At 69.3% G+C, this 16,267-nt stretch carries 13 protein-coding genes; 11 read left to right on the top strand and 2 right to left on the bottom strand.

The genetic code is table 11. The features are described 5' to 3' along the window. Positions 1-12: 12 nt before the first annotated feature. Positions 13-1,338, top strand: a complete 1,326-nt coding sequence (locus tag ACFWY6_RS18155; protein ID WP_384691101.1) for an MFS transporter — start codon at positions 13-15, stop codon at positions 1,336-1,338. On the opposite strand, the gene glgX is transcribed toward ACFWY6_RS18155, so the two are convergent. Next, a complete protein-coding gene (glgX, locus tag ACFWY6_RS18150; protein WP_384691099.1) occupies positions 1,313-3,421 on the bottom strand; it encodes a glycogen debranching protein GlgX in 2,109 nt (702 codons plus the stop codon). The genes ACFWY6_RS18155 and glgX overlap by 26 nt on opposite strands. A gap of 160 nt (positions 3,422-3,581) precedes the next feature. Here glgX and ACFWY6_RS18145 point away from each other — a divergent pair, with 160 nt between their 5' ends. The 4 genes from ACFWY6_RS18145 (at position 3,582) to ACFWY6_RS18130 (ending at position 7,958) form a co-directional block, all read left to right on the top strand. After that, on the top strand, positions 3,582-4,385 hold the full coding sequence (locus ACFWY6_RS18145; protein ID WP_384691096.1) for a Tat pathway signal sequence domain protein: 804 nt from the start codon (positions 3,582-3,584) through the stop codon (positions 4,383-4,385). Positions 4,386-4,446: 61 nt separating this feature from the next. Then, positions 4,447-5,775, top strand: a complete 1,329-nt coding sequence (locus ACFWY6_RS18140; protein WP_384691093.1) for a copper amine oxidase — start codon at positions 4,447-4,449, stop codon at positions 5,773-5,775. 103 nt (positions 5,776-5,878) lie between these two features. Further along, the gene (locus ACFWY6_RS18135; protein ID WP_361817063.1) at positions 5,879-7,120 is read left to right on the top strand and encodes an SAV2148 family HEPN domain-containing protein; all 1,242 of its coding nucleotides are present in this window, start codon (positions 5,879-5,881) and stop codon (positions 7,118-7,120) included. 112 nt (positions 7,121-7,232) lie between these two features. Then, the gene (locus tag ACFWY6_RS18130) at positions 7,233-7,958 is read left to right on the top strand and encodes a 3'-5' exonuclease (RefSeq protein ID WP_384691090.1); all 726 of its coding nucleotides are present in this window, start codon (positions 7,233-7,235) and stop codon (positions 7,956-7,958) included. A 28-nt stretch (positions 7,959-7,986) separates the two neighbouring features. Here the strand turns inward: ACFWY6_RS18130 and ACFWY6_RS18125 are convergent, their stop codons facing one another. Further along, a complete protein-coding gene (locus tag ACFWY6_RS18125) occupies positions 7,987-8,841 on the bottom strand; it encodes a phosphotransferase enzyme family protein (protein ID WP_384691087.1) in 855 nt (284 codons plus the stop codon). A 183-nt stretch (positions 8,842-9,024) separates the two neighbouring features. Between ACFWY6_RS18125 and ACFWY6_RS18120 the strand changes: the two genes are divergently transcribed. The 6 genes from ACFWY6_RS18120 (at position 9,025) to ACFWY6_RS18095 (ending at position 16,102) form a co-directional block, all read left to right on the top strand. After that, complete coding sequence (locus ACFWY6_RS18120; protein WP_384691084.1) at positions 9,025-9,951, top strand: carbohydrate ABC transporter permease; 927 nt, start codon at positions 9,025-9,027, stop codon at positions 9,949-9,951. Then, on the top strand, positions 9,948-10,784 hold the full coding sequence (locus ACFWY6_RS18115; protein WP_384691082.1) for a carbohydrate ABC transporter permease: 837 nt from the start codon (positions 9,948-9,950) through the stop codon (positions 10,782-10,784). The genes ACFWY6_RS18120 and ACFWY6_RS18115 overlap by 4 nt, the downstream gene beginning before the upstream one ends. Further along, complete coding sequence (locus ACFWY6_RS18110) at positions 10,784-12,091, top strand: ABC transporter substrate-binding protein (protein WP_384691079.1); 1,308 nt, start codon at positions 10,784-10,786, stop codon at positions 12,089-12,091. Before ACFWY6_RS18115 ends, ACFWY6_RS18110 begins: the two co-directional genes overlap by 1 nt. Positions 12,092-12,220: 129 nt before the next feature. Next, the gene (gene mgt, locus ACFWY6_RS18105; RefSeq protein ID WP_384691077.1) at positions 12,221-13,441 is read left to right on the top strand and encodes a macrolide-inactivating glycosyltransferase; all 1,221 of its coding nucleotides are present in this window, start codon (positions 12,221-12,223) and stop codon (positions 13,439-13,441) included. Between the two features lie 192 nt (positions 13,442-13,633). After that, positions 13,634-14,605, top strand: a complete 972-nt coding sequence (locus tag ACFWY6_RS18100) for a CDP-alcohol phosphatidyltransferase family protein (protein ID WP_384691074.1) — start codon at positions 13,634-13,636, stop codon at positions 14,603-14,605. Between the two features lie 288 nt (positions 14,606-14,893). Next, on the top strand, positions 14,894-16,102 hold the full coding sequence (locus ACFWY6_RS18095; RefSeq protein ID WP_361817083.1) for a S8 family peptidase: 1,209 nt from the start codon (positions 14,894-14,896) through the stop codon (positions 16,100-16,102). The last annotated feature ends 165 nt before the right edge of the window (positions 16,103-16,267 follow it).

Below are 16,267 nucleotides of genomic sequence, written 5' to 3'. Positions count from 1 at the left end.
TAGCTTCGGACGATGGCTACGAAGGCACGGGTCGCACGGGACGCACAGAGTGAACGGGACACGCCAGGCGCACGAGGGCTCCTGGACACCTACCGGGAAGTGATCGGGCACACCGGAGCGGCCCTTCCGGTGATCTCGTTCCTCGGCAGGCTCCCCGTGGCCATGATCCAGTTCGGCAGCGTCCTCCTTGTGACGGAGACCAGCGGATCGCTCGCCACCGGAGGCGTCGTGGCGTGTGCGCTCGCCCTCGGCCAGGTGACCATGGGCCCGTTCGTCGGCCGCCTCGCGGACCGGCGCGGCCAGCGTGCCGTCGTGCTCGCCTTCTCGCTGCTCAACGCCGTGGCGATCGCGGCGTACACGCTGGGCGCCCTCCTGGAGCTGCCCACGCCCGCCCTCGTCGTCCTCGCGGTCCTCGCCGGTGCGAGCATCCCGGGGATCGGCCCGCTGGCCCGTGCGCGCGCCGTTCCGCTGGTCCGCCGCGCGGGCGGTGACGACCGTCTGGTCAACACCGTGCTGTCCCTGGAGAGCACCATGGACGAGCTGTCCTTCGTGCTCGGCCCCGCCCTGGTGGGCCTCGCCGCCGTCGCCGCCCACCCGGCGTACGCCTTCGGGGCGGCCGCGCTCCTGGTCGCCGTCTGCGGCACGGGCTTCGCGCTGCACCCCACGGGACGGACGGTGCGGGCCGCCGAGCAGAAGACGGCACGCGCGCGTGGGCAGAAGACGGCACGCGCGCGTGGGGAGCGGCAACGCCTTCCGCGCGAGGTCTACGTCGTACGCGTCGGGCTCGTCTTCCTGGGCGTCCTGCTCGGCGCCTGTGGAGCGGGCATCACGGCCCTCACCGAGGAGTTGGGGCAGCCGGGCCAGGCGGGGCTCGTCTACGCCGCCATGGGCGTCATGAGCGCCGTCGTGGGGCTCTCCATGGCCGCGCTGCCCGAGCGGTTCGGCCTGTACGCGCGCTGGCGCCTTGCCACGGCCGCCGCGGCGCTCCTGTCGCTGCCGCTGGTGTGGACGGACAGCATGACGGGCCTGTACCTCGTGGTGACCGTGTTCGGCGCCGTCTACGCCCCGAACCTCATCACCGGCTTCGGCCTGACCGAGCGCGCCTGCCCGCCGGGACGGCTCGCCGAGGGGATGACGTTCGCCGCCAGCGCCTTCGTCGGCGGCCAGGCGGTCACGCTCGCCGTGGCGGGACGCCTGGCCGAGTCGCACGGCCCCGGCGCGGCGTTCGCCCTCGGCAGCGCGGCCGCCGCCGTCGCCTTCCTGGTCGCGCTGATCGCCCGCCCGGGGGCCCGCGCCGGCGGCACCGCCGAGGTCACGCCGGGCGCTGCAGGACCGTGAGGCTCCGGTCGGCGAGGGTGAGACGCTCGCCGGCCCCCGCCTTCGGCCCGGTGTCCGGAGGCACACCGTCCGAGCGCGCGGTGTCGACCACGACCTGCCACTGGCGGCCGTGATTGACCGGCACCACGAACTCCAGGGGCTCCGCCGACGCGTTGAACATCAGCAGGAACGAGTCGTCGGCGATCCGCTCGCCGCGCGTGCCCGGCTCCGAGATCGCGTTGCCGTTCAGGAACACCGTCAGCGCCCGCGCCTGCGACGCGTCCCAGTCCCGCTGCGTCATCTCCTCGCCCTCCGGGGTGAACCAGGCGATGTCGGAGAGCTCGTCGTGGGTGCCCTCGACCGGACGGCCGTGGAAGAACCGCCTGCGCCGGAAGACGGGGTGGTCGCGGCGCAGCCACGCCATCGCGCGCGTGAACGCCAGCTGTGTGCAGCCGTCCTGCGGCCAGCGCACCCAGGCGACTTCGTTGTCCTGGCAGTACGCGTTGTTGTTGCCGCCCTGGGTCCGCGCGAACTCGTCGCCGTGGCTGAGCATGGGCACGCCCTGGGAGAGCATCAGCGTCGCGATGAAGTTGCGCATCTGCCGCTCGCGCAGCTCAAGGACGTCCGGATCCTGCGTCTCGCCCTCGGCGCCGCAGTTCCACGACCGGTTGTGGCTCTCGCCGTCCCGGTTGCCCTCCCCATTGGCGTCGTTGTGCTTGTCGTTGTACGCGACCAGGTCGTGCAGCGTGAAGCCGTCGTGGCAGGTGGCGAAGTTGATCGACGCCAACGGGCGCCGCCCGTCGTCCTGGTAGAGGTCCGATGAGCCCGTGAGACGCGACGCGAACTCCGCGAGCGTGCGCGGTTCGCCGCGCCACATGTCGCGCACCGTGTCGCGGTACTTGCCGTTCCACTCCGTCCACATCGGCGGAAAATTGCCCACCTGATAGCCGCCCTCACCGACGTCCCACGGCTCGGCGATCAGCTTCACCTGGCTCACCACCGGGTCCTGCTGCACCAGATCGAAGAACGACGAGAGCCGGTCCACCTCGTGGAACTGCCGCGCGAGCGTCGCCGCGAGATCGAAGCGGAAGCCGTCCACGTGCATCTCCGTGACCCAGTACCGCAGCGAATCCATGATCAGCTGAAGGACGTGCGGGGAGCGCATCAGGAGCGAATTGCCCGTCCCCGTGGTGTCCGTGTAGTGGCGCTGGTCGTCCGAGAGCCGGTAGTACGAGGCGTTGTCCAGGCCCCTGAAGGAGAGCGTCGGCCCCAGGTGGTTGCCCTCCGCCGTGTGGTTGTAGACGACGTCCAGGATCACCTCGATGTCCGCCTCGTGCAGCGCCTTCACGGCCTGCTTGAACTCCAGGACCTGCTCGCCCCGGTCGCCCCAGGAGGCGTACGTGTTGTGGGGCGCGAAGAAGCCGATGGTGTTGTAGCCCCAGTAGTTGTTCAGGCCCATGTCGACCAGGCGGTGGTCGTTCACGAACTGATGGACCGGCATCAACTCGATCGCGGTGACGCCAAGGCGGGTGAGGTGGTCGATGACCGCCGGATGCGCGAGCGCCGCGTACGTGCCGCGCAGGTCGTCGGGCAGCTCCGGGTGGAGCATGGTCAGGCCCTTCACATGGGCCTCGTAGATCACCGTTTCGTTGTACGGGGTGCGTGGCGGCCGGTCGTCGCCCCAGTCGAAGTACGGATTGACCACCACGGAGGTCATCATGTGCGGCGCCGAGTCCAGGTCATTGCGCTTGTCCGGGGCCCCGAAGCGGTAGCCGTACACCTCCTCGCCCCAGTCGATACGGCCGCTGACCGCCCGCGCGTACGGATCGAGCAGCAGCTTCGCGGAGTTGCAGCGGTGCCCGCGCGCGGGCGCGTACGGGCCGTGCACCCGGAAGCCGTAGCGCTGCCCCGGCATCACGCCCGGCACGTACGCGTGGAGCACGAACGCGTCGGACTCGCGCAGCTCGACGGCGGTCTCCGAGCCGTCGTCGTGCAACAAGCAGAGCTCTACGCGGTCGGCGGCCTCGGAGAAGACCGCGAAATTCGTTCCGGCGCCGTCGTACGTGGCACCCAGTGGATACGCCTGCCCTGGCCACACCTGCATGGATATGACTCTTCCACTACCGCCCCCTCGGCCCGGGGTCACTTTGGCCAGAGTCTCCCCGAAAGTGGGGCAACCACCCAGCAGTTGAGGCCGTCTAACGGGCCGACCACATACTCGTTATGCCCATTCGTGGGGACACCAGGGGAAGTAGGGGGAGGATGTGCGCGAAATAGTCAGACGCCATCTGGGGAAGATGATGGCGGGTGCCGCCGTCGCCGTGGCGGCCACCGCCGTGATGGTGGGAGTCACACTGCCGGGTTCGGCCGGGGCGGGGGAGTCCCGGGACCAGGACCGCAGTGCGGCCGCGGGTGCGGCACAGCAGAACGCCGTGCCCAAGGACGGCGTCGTGGAGGCCGCTCCCGAAGAGGGCGAAAAAGGCATCGGCAGCGATCCGTTGACCGACGACGAGATGAAACGGGCCGAGAAGATCGCCATGGGCGGCGATCTGCGGAGGTCGGCCAGGGACGTGGAGGGCGACCGCGGCCCGCAGCTCCTGAGCAACAACCTGAGCGAGGCGGACCCGACCGAGGCCGCCGACGCCGAGCGGCCGCGCCGCGCGGAGATCGTCTACTACGACTACAAGGACGACGCTCTCGTCACCAGGACGGTCAACCTCGACACCGGCAAGGTGGAGGAGACCGACACCTCGCACGGCGTCCAGCCGCCCGCGGCCAGGGACGAACTGAACGAGGCCGCCCAGCTGTTGATCGCCGACCCGCTCGGCAAGGACCTCAAGAGCGACTACAAGAAAGCCATGGGCAAGGAGCTCACCTCGCCCGACCAACTGCGGCTCAGCGCCTTCGTCTTCCACAAGGAGACCGTCGAGCAACTGCCCGCCGGGCTCGCCAAGTGCGGCGAACACCGCTGCCTCAGCATCGTCAGCAAGGTCGTCAACGGCCCCTGGATCGACACCCGTGACCTGATCGTCGACCTGAGCGCCCGCACCGTCACCCGCCTTCGCTGAGCGGCCCGCAGCGACCCGCTGCGGCCCCATCTCACTTCCCGCACGAGGGAGTTCCATTCGTATGCACGTGAACAGACTCACGCGCGCCCGCAAGCGCGCCGCCATCGGGCTTGCGGTCACCGCGCTCCTGGGCACCGTCATGGCCGCGGCAGGACCGGCCGGTGCCGCCCAGAAGTCCGCCAAGGACGCCCCCGCGGCCCCCGCGCCGGCCTGCAGCGCCGACTACCGCATCGAGCAGACCGTCGACGGCGGCACCACCTGGCGGATGTGCTGGCACTACAACACCAACGCCGGTCTCGTCCTCGACAACATCTCGTACCAGCCGAAGAACGAGCCCAAGCCGATCCCCGTCCTCACCAGCGCCCGGCTCGCGCAGGTCCATGTCCCCTACGACGACGGCGAGGACGAGTACCAGGACATCACCGGCGCCTCCTTCGGCACGGACCTGCTGCCCCTCAAGCCCGCCGAGTGCCCCGGCGGCACCATCAAGACCGTCAAGGTGGCGGGATCGCCCATACCCGGCGGCAAGGTGAAGGGCCTGTGCACCACCACGCGCGCGCGGGGCCACGCGTACCGCATGACGCCGGACATCTATCAGAACCCGGAGAAGGTCTACCAGGCGCAGGGCAAGGACCTGCTGATCTACACCGTCAACCAGGCGTCCTGGTACGAGTACATCACCGAGTGGCGCTTCTCCTCGGACGGCACCATCACCTCCAACGTCGGCGCCACCGGCAGCCTCTCGCCCAGCGACTTCGACGGCACGGACGGCAAGGGCTGGCCCATCGGCAAGGGCGCAAGCGACTACGCGGAGAGCCACAGCCACAACGTCTCCTGGCGCCTCAACTTCGGCCTGGACGGCTCGCCCAAGGCCAAGGTCGAGCAGTACGACTCCAAGGTGACGCCGCCCACCGGGAACGGAAAGCCGAAGACGAAGACGACGCGGACGCCCGTCACCAAGGAACTCATCGGTGACATCAAGGGCATGCGCTGGTGGCGCGTGGTGAGCACGGCGGGCAAGAACCAGGACGGACACCCCCGTTCGTACGAGATCGTGCCCGGCCACAGCGTGAAGCACCCCGGCCGCAACTACAGCAACCACGACGTGTACTTCACCGAGTACAAGAAGTGCGAGAAATACACCAGCGACAATCTGTCCGAGAACTGCGGCCCCAAGAGCGTCGACAAGTGGGTGAACGGCCAGACCCTCAAGCACCCCGTCACCTGGGTCAACATCGGCTTCCACCACATCGCGCGGGACGAGGACCAGCAGCCCATGCCGGTCCACTGGCAGGGCTTCTCGCTGGCCCCGCGCGACGTGACCGCTATGAATCCGCTCACTCCCGCCGACCTCGCCGACCAGAACGGCAATACAGAAGGCGGTAGTTGAGAAAGCTCCCTCCCCATCCTGCTGCACCGGCCGCCGCTCCCGGAGTACCCTTCCTTGATCGTTGAACGGGGGAGTGCTCGGGGGAGCGGAAGGGGTGCGCTGGGTGAGCTCGGGAGGGCGGGAGCTCCCCCCTGGTGACGAGGGTCACGAGGGGGGTTCCGCGGACGGCCCGCCCGGAGCGGTGTCCTTGGCGCGGCCGATGGAGATGGGATCTCAGATCGGACCCGAACTGGACTGGGGTGCCGACGCCTGGCGCGAGGTGCGTACGCGCGCCCAGCGCGCCGGGCGGGCCTACATCTGGCTGAACCTCGTGGAGCAGCGGCTGCGTGCCGTCGTGGCCGCTGTGCTCCGTCCCATCTACGAACCCGTCCACGCCGACGACTGGGTGGTCGCGGCCGCGGGGCCCGCGGGACAGGAGTGGGTGCAGCGGGCCGTCGCCGTACGCGAAGTGAGCCGCCGCAAGGGCTACTTGCTCGACCCGGCCGACGACAACGTGCTCAGTTTCCTCACGCTGCCCCAGCTGCGCGAGCTGATGGTGCAGCACTGGCCGTGCTTCGAGCCCTACTTCGACGACCGCCGCGACGTCGAACTGGCCCTGGACGAACTGGAAGTCACCCGGAACGTCGTATCGCGCAACCGCGCCCTCTCCGAGGCGGTGCTCGCCCAGGCGGAGCGTGCGTCGTCCAGGCTCCTGGACATACTCGGCGCGGGCACCGACGCGCCGTCCGCGCGCCGGCTGCCCGTGGACGCCGTGGAGTCCCTGGTCGGCGACCGGTACGCCGATGTGGTGGGCGTGCACTCGGACCGCGTGCGGCTCCTCACCCAGTTCCCGGCCGAGGACATCTTCGGCGGGGCCAGGCGCCTCGACGCGATCGGGATAGGCCTCAACCTCCTGGTGCAGAACTTCTCGGGCCGCCGTCTGGTGCGGCTCGCGGAGTCCGGCTGCCGGGTGCGGCTGCTCTTCCTCAACCCGGCGAGCAGCGCGGTCCGGCGCAGGGAGCGCGAGCTCGGCCTGAAGAAGGGTGAGCTGAGCCGCTCCGTCGAGATGAACATCCTGCACATGCGCCGGGTGCGGGCCCGCCTTCGCGACCCGGGGGCCTTCGAGATCCAGGTCTTCGACGAGACGCCGCGCTTCACCGCCTATCTGGTCGACGGGGACGGCGCGGACGGCGTCGCGGTGGTCCAGTCGTATCTGCGCAGGACGCGGGGGATGGAGGCGCCGGTGCTCGTGCTGCGCGGCGGGCGCCGGGTGGTGAAAGCGGGCGAGCCGGGTGAAAGCGGACTCTTCGAGACGTACCGGGAGGAGTTCGAACTGGCGTGGGCGGACTCGCGGCCGGTCTCCTGATCCGCCGAGCGGCCGCGGTGCGCCGCCAAGCGGAACGCGCCCCTCTGATTGTCAGTGGCGCGTGGGATCGTGGTGGTCATTGGGGGAACGCACCACAGAGAAGGGGGCGGCCATGGGCTGGCACCGGGAGCTGCTGATCGGTTTCGACCTGGAGACGACAGGGACGGATCCGAGCGAGGCACGCATCGTCACGGGGGCGGTGATCGAGGTCAGGGCCGGCGAGGTGCTCGGACGCAGGGAGTGGCTCGCGGATCCGGGGGTGGAGATCCCCGAGGACGCGGTGGCGGTCCACGGCATCTCGAACGAGCGGGCGGCGGCGGACGGCAGACCGGCCGCGGAGGTCGCCGACGCGATCGCGGGCGTCCTCACTGCGTACTGGCAGACGGGCGTGCCGGTGGTCGCCTACAACGCGACGTTCGATCTGAGCCTGCTCTCCGCGGAGCTGCGGCGGCACGGTCTGCCCTCGCTGCGTGAGCGCCTGGGCGGACCGGAGCCCGCGCCGGTCATCGACCCGTACACGATCGACCGCTCGGTCGAGCGCTACCGCAAGGGCAAGCGCAACCTCGAAGCGGTCTGTACGGAGTACGGCGTGCTCCTGGAGTCGGCGCACGACGCCACATCGGACGCCCTGGCCGCGGCGCGGCTCGCCATCGCGATAGCCGGCCGCCACCCCAAGCTGGCGGCCTTCGGCCCGGCGGAGCTGCACCGCCGCCAGATCGAGTGGTACGCGCAGTGGGCGGCGGACTTCCAGAACTTCCTGCGCCGCAAGGGCAATGCGGACGCGGTGGTGGACGGCACCTGGCCGCTGCGCGAGGAGTTCAGCACGTCCGGCGTGTGAGAGCGGCGTCAGGGGGGCGAGCGAAAGCTCAGAAGGGATACCACCGCACGGCTGCGTCCCCGTCACGCAGCGAGGCGACGCGGCGCCGGAACTCTGTCAGGGCCTTCGGATTGGCCGGCGCGTGCTGGGCGACCCACGCACAGCTCGCGGTCTCCCGGGCTCCCCGGAGCACCGCGCACCCTTCCCATTCCCGTACGTCCCACCCGTACTCGGCGACGAACCCGTCGTACGCATCGGCGGGCAGTCCGTACCGGTCGCGGGAGAGCGCCATCACCACCAGGTCGTGCTCGCGCAGATCGGAGGAGAACGTCTCCAGGTCCGCGAGCACCGGCCCTTCGGGGCCCACGAGGACATTGCGGGGCAGCGCGTCCCCGTGGATGGGTCCTGGCGGCAGCTGCGGGGTGAGTGCGGCGGCGGCCGCGGCGAAGCCGTCCCGCCGCTCCCGCAGATAGTCCGCGTCCTCGCGGTCGATCGCACAGCCGGCGAGCCGCAGCCATCGCTCGACACCGCCGAGCAGCTCGCGGCGCGGCAGTTCGAAGGAGGGGGAGGGCAGTGCGTGCACAAGGCGCAGGAGTGCGGCGAGGTCGCGCGGCTCGGCGGGCCGGGCGGCCGGCGGAAGCCGGTGCCAGAGCGTCACCGGATGACCGTCCACCAGGCGGGGTTGGCCCTCCGCCGCCCGCACCGCCGGCACACCGGACTCCTCCAGCCACTGGGCGACGTGCAGTTCACGCCGCGCGCGGTCGAGCAGCTCGGGGGCGTCGCGGCCGACCTTGACGACCACCTCGCCGCTGCCGAATACCGCGTTCTCGCCGAGGGCGAGCAGCTCGGCGTCCCGTTCCAGACCCGCCGCGCCCAGTACGTCCCGTGCCCGCGCCTCGTCCATCCACTGCCTCCCGCACCACATGCCTCGTCCGCCGACAGTCTCGCATTCGCACTGGCCAAGTGGTGTGTGAGGGCGGCCCGTGAGCTCTGCGTACCTGCTTGACGTATCAAGATCCCCTCAGCACGATGACGGGGGCCGCCTGGGCGGCCATACCCCGATGAGCCGCCCAAAGGAGCCGATTCCGTGACATTGGCGACCGCAACGAAGCGGTCAGCGAAGAAGCGCGCGCCCGGCCCCGGACGGACGGACCACGGCGCCTGGTTCCTGGTGCTGCCCGCGCTGATCCCGATCCTGATCCTGAGCGTGGGCCCGCTGCTCTACGGCATCGCGCTCGCCTTCACCGACTCCCAGTCGGGCCGCACCGAACCCACCCAGTGGGTCGGCTTCCTCAACTTCCAGGACCTGCTGCACGACACGCTGTTCTGGGACTCGTTCCGGATCGGCCTGCTGTGGGCGTTCGGCGTCACCGTGCCGCAGTTCTTCCTCGCACTCGGCCTGGCGCTCCTGCTCAACCAGCCGCTGCGGATGCGCTGGCTCGCGCGGGCGCTCGCGATCATCCCGTGGGCGATGCCAGAGGTGGTCGTCGGCATCATGTGGCGGCTCGTCTACCACCCGGACGCGGGCGTGCTGAACGAGACGCTCTCCAACTTCGGCCTGGGGGAAGGGAAGGACTGGCTGACGGGAACGGCCACCGCGCTCTTCGCCGTCATCGTCGTCGGGGTCTGGGCGGGCATGCCGCAGACCACCGTCGCGCTGCTCGCGGGACTGCAGAACACTCCGAGCGAACTGCACGAGGCCGCCGCGATGGACGGCGCCGGAGCCTGGCGGCGCTTCCGCACCGTCACCTGGCCGGCGATCAAGCCGATCGCCCTTGCCATCACGGCGCTCAACTTCATCTGGAACTTCAACTCCTTCGCCCTGGTCTATGTCCTGACCCAGGGCGGCCCCGGCGGCCGCACCCGCCTGCCCATGCTCTTCGCCTATGAAGAGGCCTTCCGCTACGGCCAGTTCGGCTATGCCGCGGCCATGGGCTGTGTCATGGTCGCCGTGATCTCCGTGATCCTCGCCTTCTACCTCGTGGGCCGTCTGAAGGGAGGCGACGAGGCATGATGCGTACGAAGAAGACGACGCGCGCCGCGCAGTACGCGGCGCTTGCCGCCTATCTGGTCTTCCTCGCCTTCCCGTTCCTCTGGCTGATCTCCACGGCCTTCAAGCCCGCGCGGGAACTGGGCAGTCTGCACCCCACCTGGATCCCGAAGGACCCGACCCTGGAGAACTTCCGGCAGGCCTTCGACGAGCAGCCGCTCCTCCAGGCCGCGGGAAACTCCCTGATCGCGGCGCTCAGCGCGTCCCTGATCGCGGTCGTCATCGCGACCCCCATGGCGTACGTCATGGCGCGCCACCGCAATCGCGTCTCCAAGGCGGCGACGGGCTGGGTGGTGATCAGCCAGGCGTTCCCGTTCGTCCTGATCATCATTCCGCTCTTCCTGATCCTGAAGAACCTGCACCTGATCAACTCGCTGCTCGGCCTGATCATGGTGTACGTGGTGTGGTCGCTGCCCTTCGCGCTGTGGATGCTCGTCGGCTATGTCCGCGCCGTACCCGCCGAGTTGGAGGAGGCGGCCGCCGTCGACGGCGCGAGCAAGGTGCGTACGTTCGTCTCGGTCGTCGCGCCGCTGCTCGCGCCCGGCATCGTGGCCACGGCGATGTTCGCCTTCATCACCGCATGGAACGAGTTCTTCTTCGCGCTCGTCCTGCTCAAGACCCCGGAGAAGCAGACCTTGCCGGTCATCCTCAACCGCTTCATCGGCACGGAGGGCGTCGCCGACCTTGGGCCGCTCGCCGCGGCGGCGTTCCTCGCGACCATCCCCTCCCTCGTCATCTTCGCGATCATCCAGAAGCGGATCACGGGCGGCATGCTGGCAGGGGCGGTGAAGGCCTGATGCGCACGGCAGCACGCCTCGGCCCGCGCCTGGTGACCGCGGCCGCCACCGCCCTCGCGCTGCTGCTCACCGGCTGCAGCGGTGACTCCGGGGACGACGACGGGAAGATCACCCTTCAGTTCCAGTCCCTGGCCTGGCAGAAGGAGTCCGTCGACGCCAACAAGGCGCTCGTCAAGGAGTGGAACGCCACCCACCCGGACGTCAAGGTCGAGTACGTCCAGGGCAGTTGGGACAGCGTCCACGACCAGCTGCTCACCTCCTTCGAGGGCGGCGAGGCGCCGGACATCATCCATGACGCGTCGGACGATCTCGCCGACTTCGCGTACGGCGGATATCTCGCCGACATCGGCGATCTCCTCCCGGCGCGCCTCAAGTCCGACATCCCGAAGCGCAGTTGGGAGACGACGACGTTCGGCGGCAAGGTCTACGGCGTGCCGTTCCTGCAGGAACCGCGCGTCCTGATCGCCAACGCGAAGTGGCTCAAGAAGTCGGGCGTACGGATCCCCACGCCCGAGAAGCCGTGGAGCTGGGAGGAGTTCCGGGCGGTCACCAAGGAGCTCGGCGATGGCACGGACGGGAAGTACGGCGTCGCCTGGCCGCTCAAGGAGCCGGTCTCCGCGACGCTCAACCTCTCGCTCTCGACCGGCGGGAAGATGTTCCACCGTGGCGCGGACGGCAAGGTCGACGTCCGCTTCGACGCCGCCGACGAGATCATGCCGCGCACGGTCCACGACCAGGTCGACAACGACAAGAGCGCGTCGGGCACGACCCTCGGCATGGGCGGCTCCGACACCCTGCCCGGCTTCTTCGGCGGCAAATACGCGATGGTCCCGCTCGGCTTCTCCTACCGTCAGCAGATCGTCCAGCAGGCACCCAAGGGCTTCGACTGGCAGGTGCTTCCCGCCCCGGCCGGCGCGGAGGGGCTCGCGCAGGGCGTCAGCCCGCAGACCCTGTCCGTCTCCGAGGACAGCCCGCACAAGAAGGAGGCGGCCGAGTTCATCGACTTCTTCCTCCAGCCGGACAACATGGTGAAACTCGCGCGCGGCGACTGGATGCTGCCGACGGGCACGGAGGCGCTGAAGGACCCCGCCCTGCGTACGAAGAAGGACGACTGGGCCGCGGGCACGGCCCTCGCCGAGGACCTGCGACCGGCGCCGGCGCAGTCCGTGCGGGGCTACCCGGAGTGGAAGGACAAGGTGGCCACCCCGGCGCTCCAGGAGTACTACAGCGGGGCGATCGGCCTGGACGAGCTGCGGCACCGCCTGGTCGAGGACGGGAACCTGGTGCTTGCGCGGTACCAGAGGTAGGCACAGCGCCCCGTAGGGGCGCGGGGGCTGTGACATGTGCGGCTCCGCCGCGTGGGCGCGACCAGCCACAACGAATCTGCAGACGAAGCAGTGTTGCACGAGACGTATCGTCTCGCCTATGGTCGGCGCATGACCTCACGCCAGCGTGCCCACATCGCCATGTTCTCCATCGCCGCCCACGGGCACGTCAACCCGAGCCTCGAAGTGATCCGAGAGCTCGTCGCCCGCGGTCACCGCGTCACCTATGCGATCCCGCACCTCTTCGCCGAGAAGGTCGCCGAGACCGGCGCCGAGCCCGTCCTGTACACGACGACGCTGCCGGGCCCGGACGCCGACCCCGAGGCCTGGGGGACCGAACTGATCGACAACATCGAGCCGTTCCTCACCGAGGCGGTCGAGACGCTGCCCCAGCTGGCGGCGGCGTACGAAGGCGACGAGCCCGATCTCGTCCTGCACGACATCACCTCCTACCCGGCGCGTGTCCTGGCCCGCCGCTGGGGCGTGCCCGAGGTCTCGCTCTCGCCGAACCTGGTGGCCTGGGACGGCTACGAGGAAGAGGTCGCCGAGCCCATGTACGCCGGGCTTAAGGCGTCCGAGCGGGGTCAGGCCTACTGCGAGCGCTTCCACGCCTGGCTGGAGGCGAACGGGATCACCCAGCACCCCGACCCCTTCGTCGGCCGCCCGCCCCGCTCGCTCGTGCTCATCCCCAAGGCGCTCCAGCCGAACGCCGACCGGGTCGACGAGAGGGTGCACACCTTCGTCGGCGCCTGCCAGGGCGACCGCGCGGCGCAGGGCGACTGGCAGCGGCCCGCCGACGCGGAGAAGGTGCTCCTGGTCTCGCTCGGCTCGTCCTTCACCAAGCAGCCGGGCTTCTACCGCGAGTGCATCGAGGCGTTCGGTGGCCTGCCGGGCTGGCATGTGGTCCTGCAGATCGGCGCGCATGTCGACGCGGCCGAGCTGGGGGACGTACCCGCGAATGTGGAGGTGCGCTCCTGGGTTCCGCAGCTCGCGGTCCTCAAGCAGGCCGACGCCTTCATCACCCACGCCGGCGCGGGCGGCAGCCAGGAGGGCCTCGCCACGGCGACGCCGATGGTCGCGGTGCCGCAGGCCGTCGACCAGTTCGGCAACGCCGACATGCTGCAGGCGCTCGGCGTGGCCCGGCAGCTGCCGATGGAGGGGGCCACCGCGGCCGCCCTGCGCGAGGCCGTGCTCACCCTTGTCGGGGACCCCGAAGTGGCGCGCAGGCTCGGCGAGGTGCAGGCCGGGATGGCCGGGGAGGGCGGCACGAAGATGGCGGCCGACCTCATCGAGGAGGAGCTGGCGAAGGCGGCCGGGCGTAACGCTCCGTGAAGCGTTTCGGTAACGCGGAGGTCATTCGATAACGCTCAGGTAACGCAGGGTTGTTCTGGTGGGGCCATTGACTCGCCCTGAAAGGTTGACCGTTACCCCCGGTGAAAGGTTGCACGGGCAGGTTCTTGTTCCTTGAACCAATCGCTTCTTAGCGTGAGGTGAACTTTCCACGAACGCCAGGAAGTTGACCCCATGCGACGAGACATACCGCCCCTCGACGAGGTGCGCCGCATCACTCAGAAGAAGCGCGACGCGTGGTGGACCGTGCTGCTTGTCGACCCGGTCGCCACGCCTCTCGTGCGACTGACGGCCATGCGTACACGCATCACACCGAACCAGATCACCTGGGGCGCGTTCCTGTTGGGGCTCGTCTCCGCGGCGTTCTTCGCGCTCGGTGACTGGCGGTGGCTCATCGCCGGTGCCGTCGTCTACCACCTCAGCTTCATCCTCGACTGCATGGACGGCAAGGTCGCCAGACTCACCGGCACCGGCTCGGTGTTCGGTGCCTGGCTCGACTTCGTCTTCGACCGGATCCGCGTGATGGCGTGTGCGGTGGCGTTGATGTGGGGTCAGTACGACCGCACCGGCGAGTCCCTGTACATCTGGGCCGCGGTCGCCGTGGTCGGACTCGACACGTTGCGCTACATCAACTCCCTCGAGATCTTCAAGATCCGCCATTCCATGCGCAAGCAGATCAAGGTGCGGATGAGGGCCGCGCGGCGCGCGGAGAACCAGGCCGAGCTCGCCTTCATGGAGGATCTGCTGCGGGACAATCCCGAGGCGGACATCGAGCAGGATCTGCAGAAGGCGCGGTCGGAGGCGGGGATTCCGGAGGCGGAGGCGCCGGAGGTCGCCCCTGTGGTCAAGCCTCAGGTCATCGACCTGCATCAGGAGTTCCGGCGCAAGTTCCCCGCCTATCTGCGGGCCCGCTCCTTCCTGCTGCGCCACCGCATCCGCGCGCACCTGGTGAGCGGCATCGAGTTCCAGATGGGCGTCTTCATGATCGGGCCGCTCTTCGACGTGGTGCTGCCGGCGACGATCGTCTCCGGGGCGCTGCTGCTGGTCTTCGAGCTGGCCATCATTTACAAGCTGCTGCTGTCCACGCGTGACTTCACGCGGACGATCGACTCCTTCGAGGAGCGGAAGGTCATGGCCGCGGCATAAGGGGTTACAGCCACCTCGAGTGTGAGGTGGCTGTAACAATCCCCTTACATCTAGGGGCACTTGGGGCGCTTCGGCAGGTCGATGTCCGATCTGCGGACAGGGGTCCGTTTTGTTATTACAGAACCTTGTTGAACAAGTCACAGGTGTATGTAGGTATTGATCTGCGCGCGTCAATCAGACAGGGTTTCGTCCCAACACCCGGAGATCTTCCGGAGATCAACGGGTGTTGCAGTGAACTTTTGAAATCCCCCACATCCCCCCACAATCACCACGAGGAGACCCCTCTTCATGGCAACTCACAAGCGCGCTCGCACGCTGAAGCTCACCGCTGCGATAGCCACGACCGCAACCGCGATCGGTGTGACCGTCTTCGCCACCTCCTTCGCCGGTGCGGCCACCCCCGCCGAGGGCAAGGTCTACGGCGCGGACGCCAAGGGTGCCGTCGCCGGCAGCTACATCGTCATGCTCGACGAGAAGGCCGACAAGGGCGCCAAGTCCGACCTCGCCGAGGAGTACGGCGGCTCGCTCAAGCGCAACTACTCCTCCGCGATCAACGGCTTCTCGGCCAAGGGTCTGACCGAGACCGAGGCCAAGCAGCTGGCCGCCGACCCGGCCGTCGGCAAGGTCGTCCAGTCGAAGAAGTTCACCATCGACGCCACCCAGGACAACCCGCCGTCGTGGGGCCTTGACCGCATCGACCAGGCGGACACCGCGGGCGACAAGAAGTACACGTACCCGGACGCGGCCGGTGAGGGCGCCACGGCGTACGTCATCGACACCGGTGTCCGCGTCAGCCACAAGGACTTCGGCGGCCGCGCCGTCTCCGGCTTCGACGCCGTCGACAACGACGACAACGCTGACGACGGCAACGGCCACGGCACCCACGTCGCCGGCACCATCGCCGGTGAGGCGCACGGTGTCGCCAAGAAGGCGAAGATCGTCGCGGTCCGCGTCCTGGACGACCAGGGCTCCGGCACCACCGAGCAGGTCGTCGCGGGCATCGACTGGGTCACCAAGAACCACGAGGGCCCCTCGGTCGCCAACATGAGCCTCGGCGGCGGCGCCGACGAGGCCCTCGACGCCGCGGTCCAGAAGGCCATCGCGGCCGGTGTGACCTTCGGTGTCGCGGCCGGCAACGAGTCGACCGACGCCTCGCAGGGCTCGCCGGCCCGCGTGAAGGAGGCCATCACGGTCGCCTCCTCCACCAAGGACGACGAGCAGTCCGACTTCTCCAACTACGGCGAGGTCGTGGACATCTACGCCCCGGGTTCGGACATCACGTCCGCCTGGAACACCGGTGACGACGCCACCAACACCATCTCCGGTACGTCGATGGCCACCCCGCACGTCGTCGGCGCCGCCGCCGTCTACGTCGCCGCCCACCCGGACGCCAAGCCGGACGCCGTCGCCAAGGCGCTGACCGACGGTGCGACCCCGGACAAGATCTCGAACCCGAGCGAGGGCACGCCCAACAAGCTGCTCAAGGTGGTCGAGTAGGGCACAGGGCGAACGCCCTTGTGTTGCTCCCTTGAGTAACACCCAGTGAACCGAGGGCCCGCGCGCCCCCCCCCCCCGGGCGGGGCGGGCCGGCCAAGGTTGTGGGGTTTAGGTGCAAGCCGAAGCCGCGCGCCCACCCCGCCGCCACGGGGGGGGGCCAAAAAA

It is taken from the genome of Streptomyces sp. NPDC059037 (assembly GCF_042740015.1).
In the GTDB taxonomy this organism is placed as follows: Bacteria; Actinomycetota; Actinomycetes; order Streptomycetales; family Streptomycetaceae; genus Streptomyces.
The sequence above is the reverse complement of the archived record's forward strand: the minus strand, read 5'-3'. Positions and strand labels throughout refer to the sequence as shown.

Excerpts from the sequence above, each read along its gene's own strand:
- ACFWY6_RS18155 (WP_384691101.1), top strand. The coding sequence starts at position 13 with ATGGCTACGAAGGCACGGGTCGCACGGGACGCACAGAGTGAACGGGAC.
- glgX (WP_384691099.1), bottom strand. The coding sequence starts at position 3,421 with ATGCAGGTGTGGCCAGGGCAGGCGTATCCACTGGGTGCCACGTACGAC.
- ACFWY6_RS18140 (WP_384691093.1), top strand. The coding sequence starts at position 4,447 with ATGCACGTGAACAGACTCACGCGCGCCCGCAAGCGCGCCGCCATCGGG.
- ACFWY6_RS18130 (WP_384691090.1), top strand. The coding sequence starts at position 7,233 with ATGGGCTGGCACCGGGAGCTGCTGATCGGTTTCGACCTGGAGACGACA.
- ACFWY6_RS18125 (WP_384691087.1), bottom strand. The coding sequence starts at position 8,841 with ATGGACGAGGCGCGGGCACGGGACGTACTGGGCGCGGCGGGTCTGGAA.
- ACFWY6_RS18115 (WP_384691082.1), top strand. The coding sequence starts at position 9,948 with ATGATGCGTACGAAGAAGACGACGCGCGCCGCGCAGTACGCGGCGCTT.
- ACFWY6_RS18110 (WP_384691079.1), top strand. The coding sequence starts at position 10,784 with ATGCGCACGGCAGCACGCCTCGGCCCGCGCCTGGTGACCGCGGCCGCC.
- mgt (WP_384691077.1), top strand. The coding sequence starts at position 12,221 with ATGACCTCACGCCAGCGTGCCCACATCGCCATGTTCTCCATCGCCGCC.
- ACFWY6_RS18100 (WP_384691074.1), top strand. The coding sequence starts at position 13,634 with ATGCGACGAGACATACCGCCCCTCGACGAGGTGCGCCGCATCACTCAG.
- ACFWY6_RS18095 (WP_361817083.1), top strand. The coding sequence starts at position 14,894 with ATGGCAACTCACAAGCGCGCTCGCACGCTGAAGCTCACCGCTGCGATA.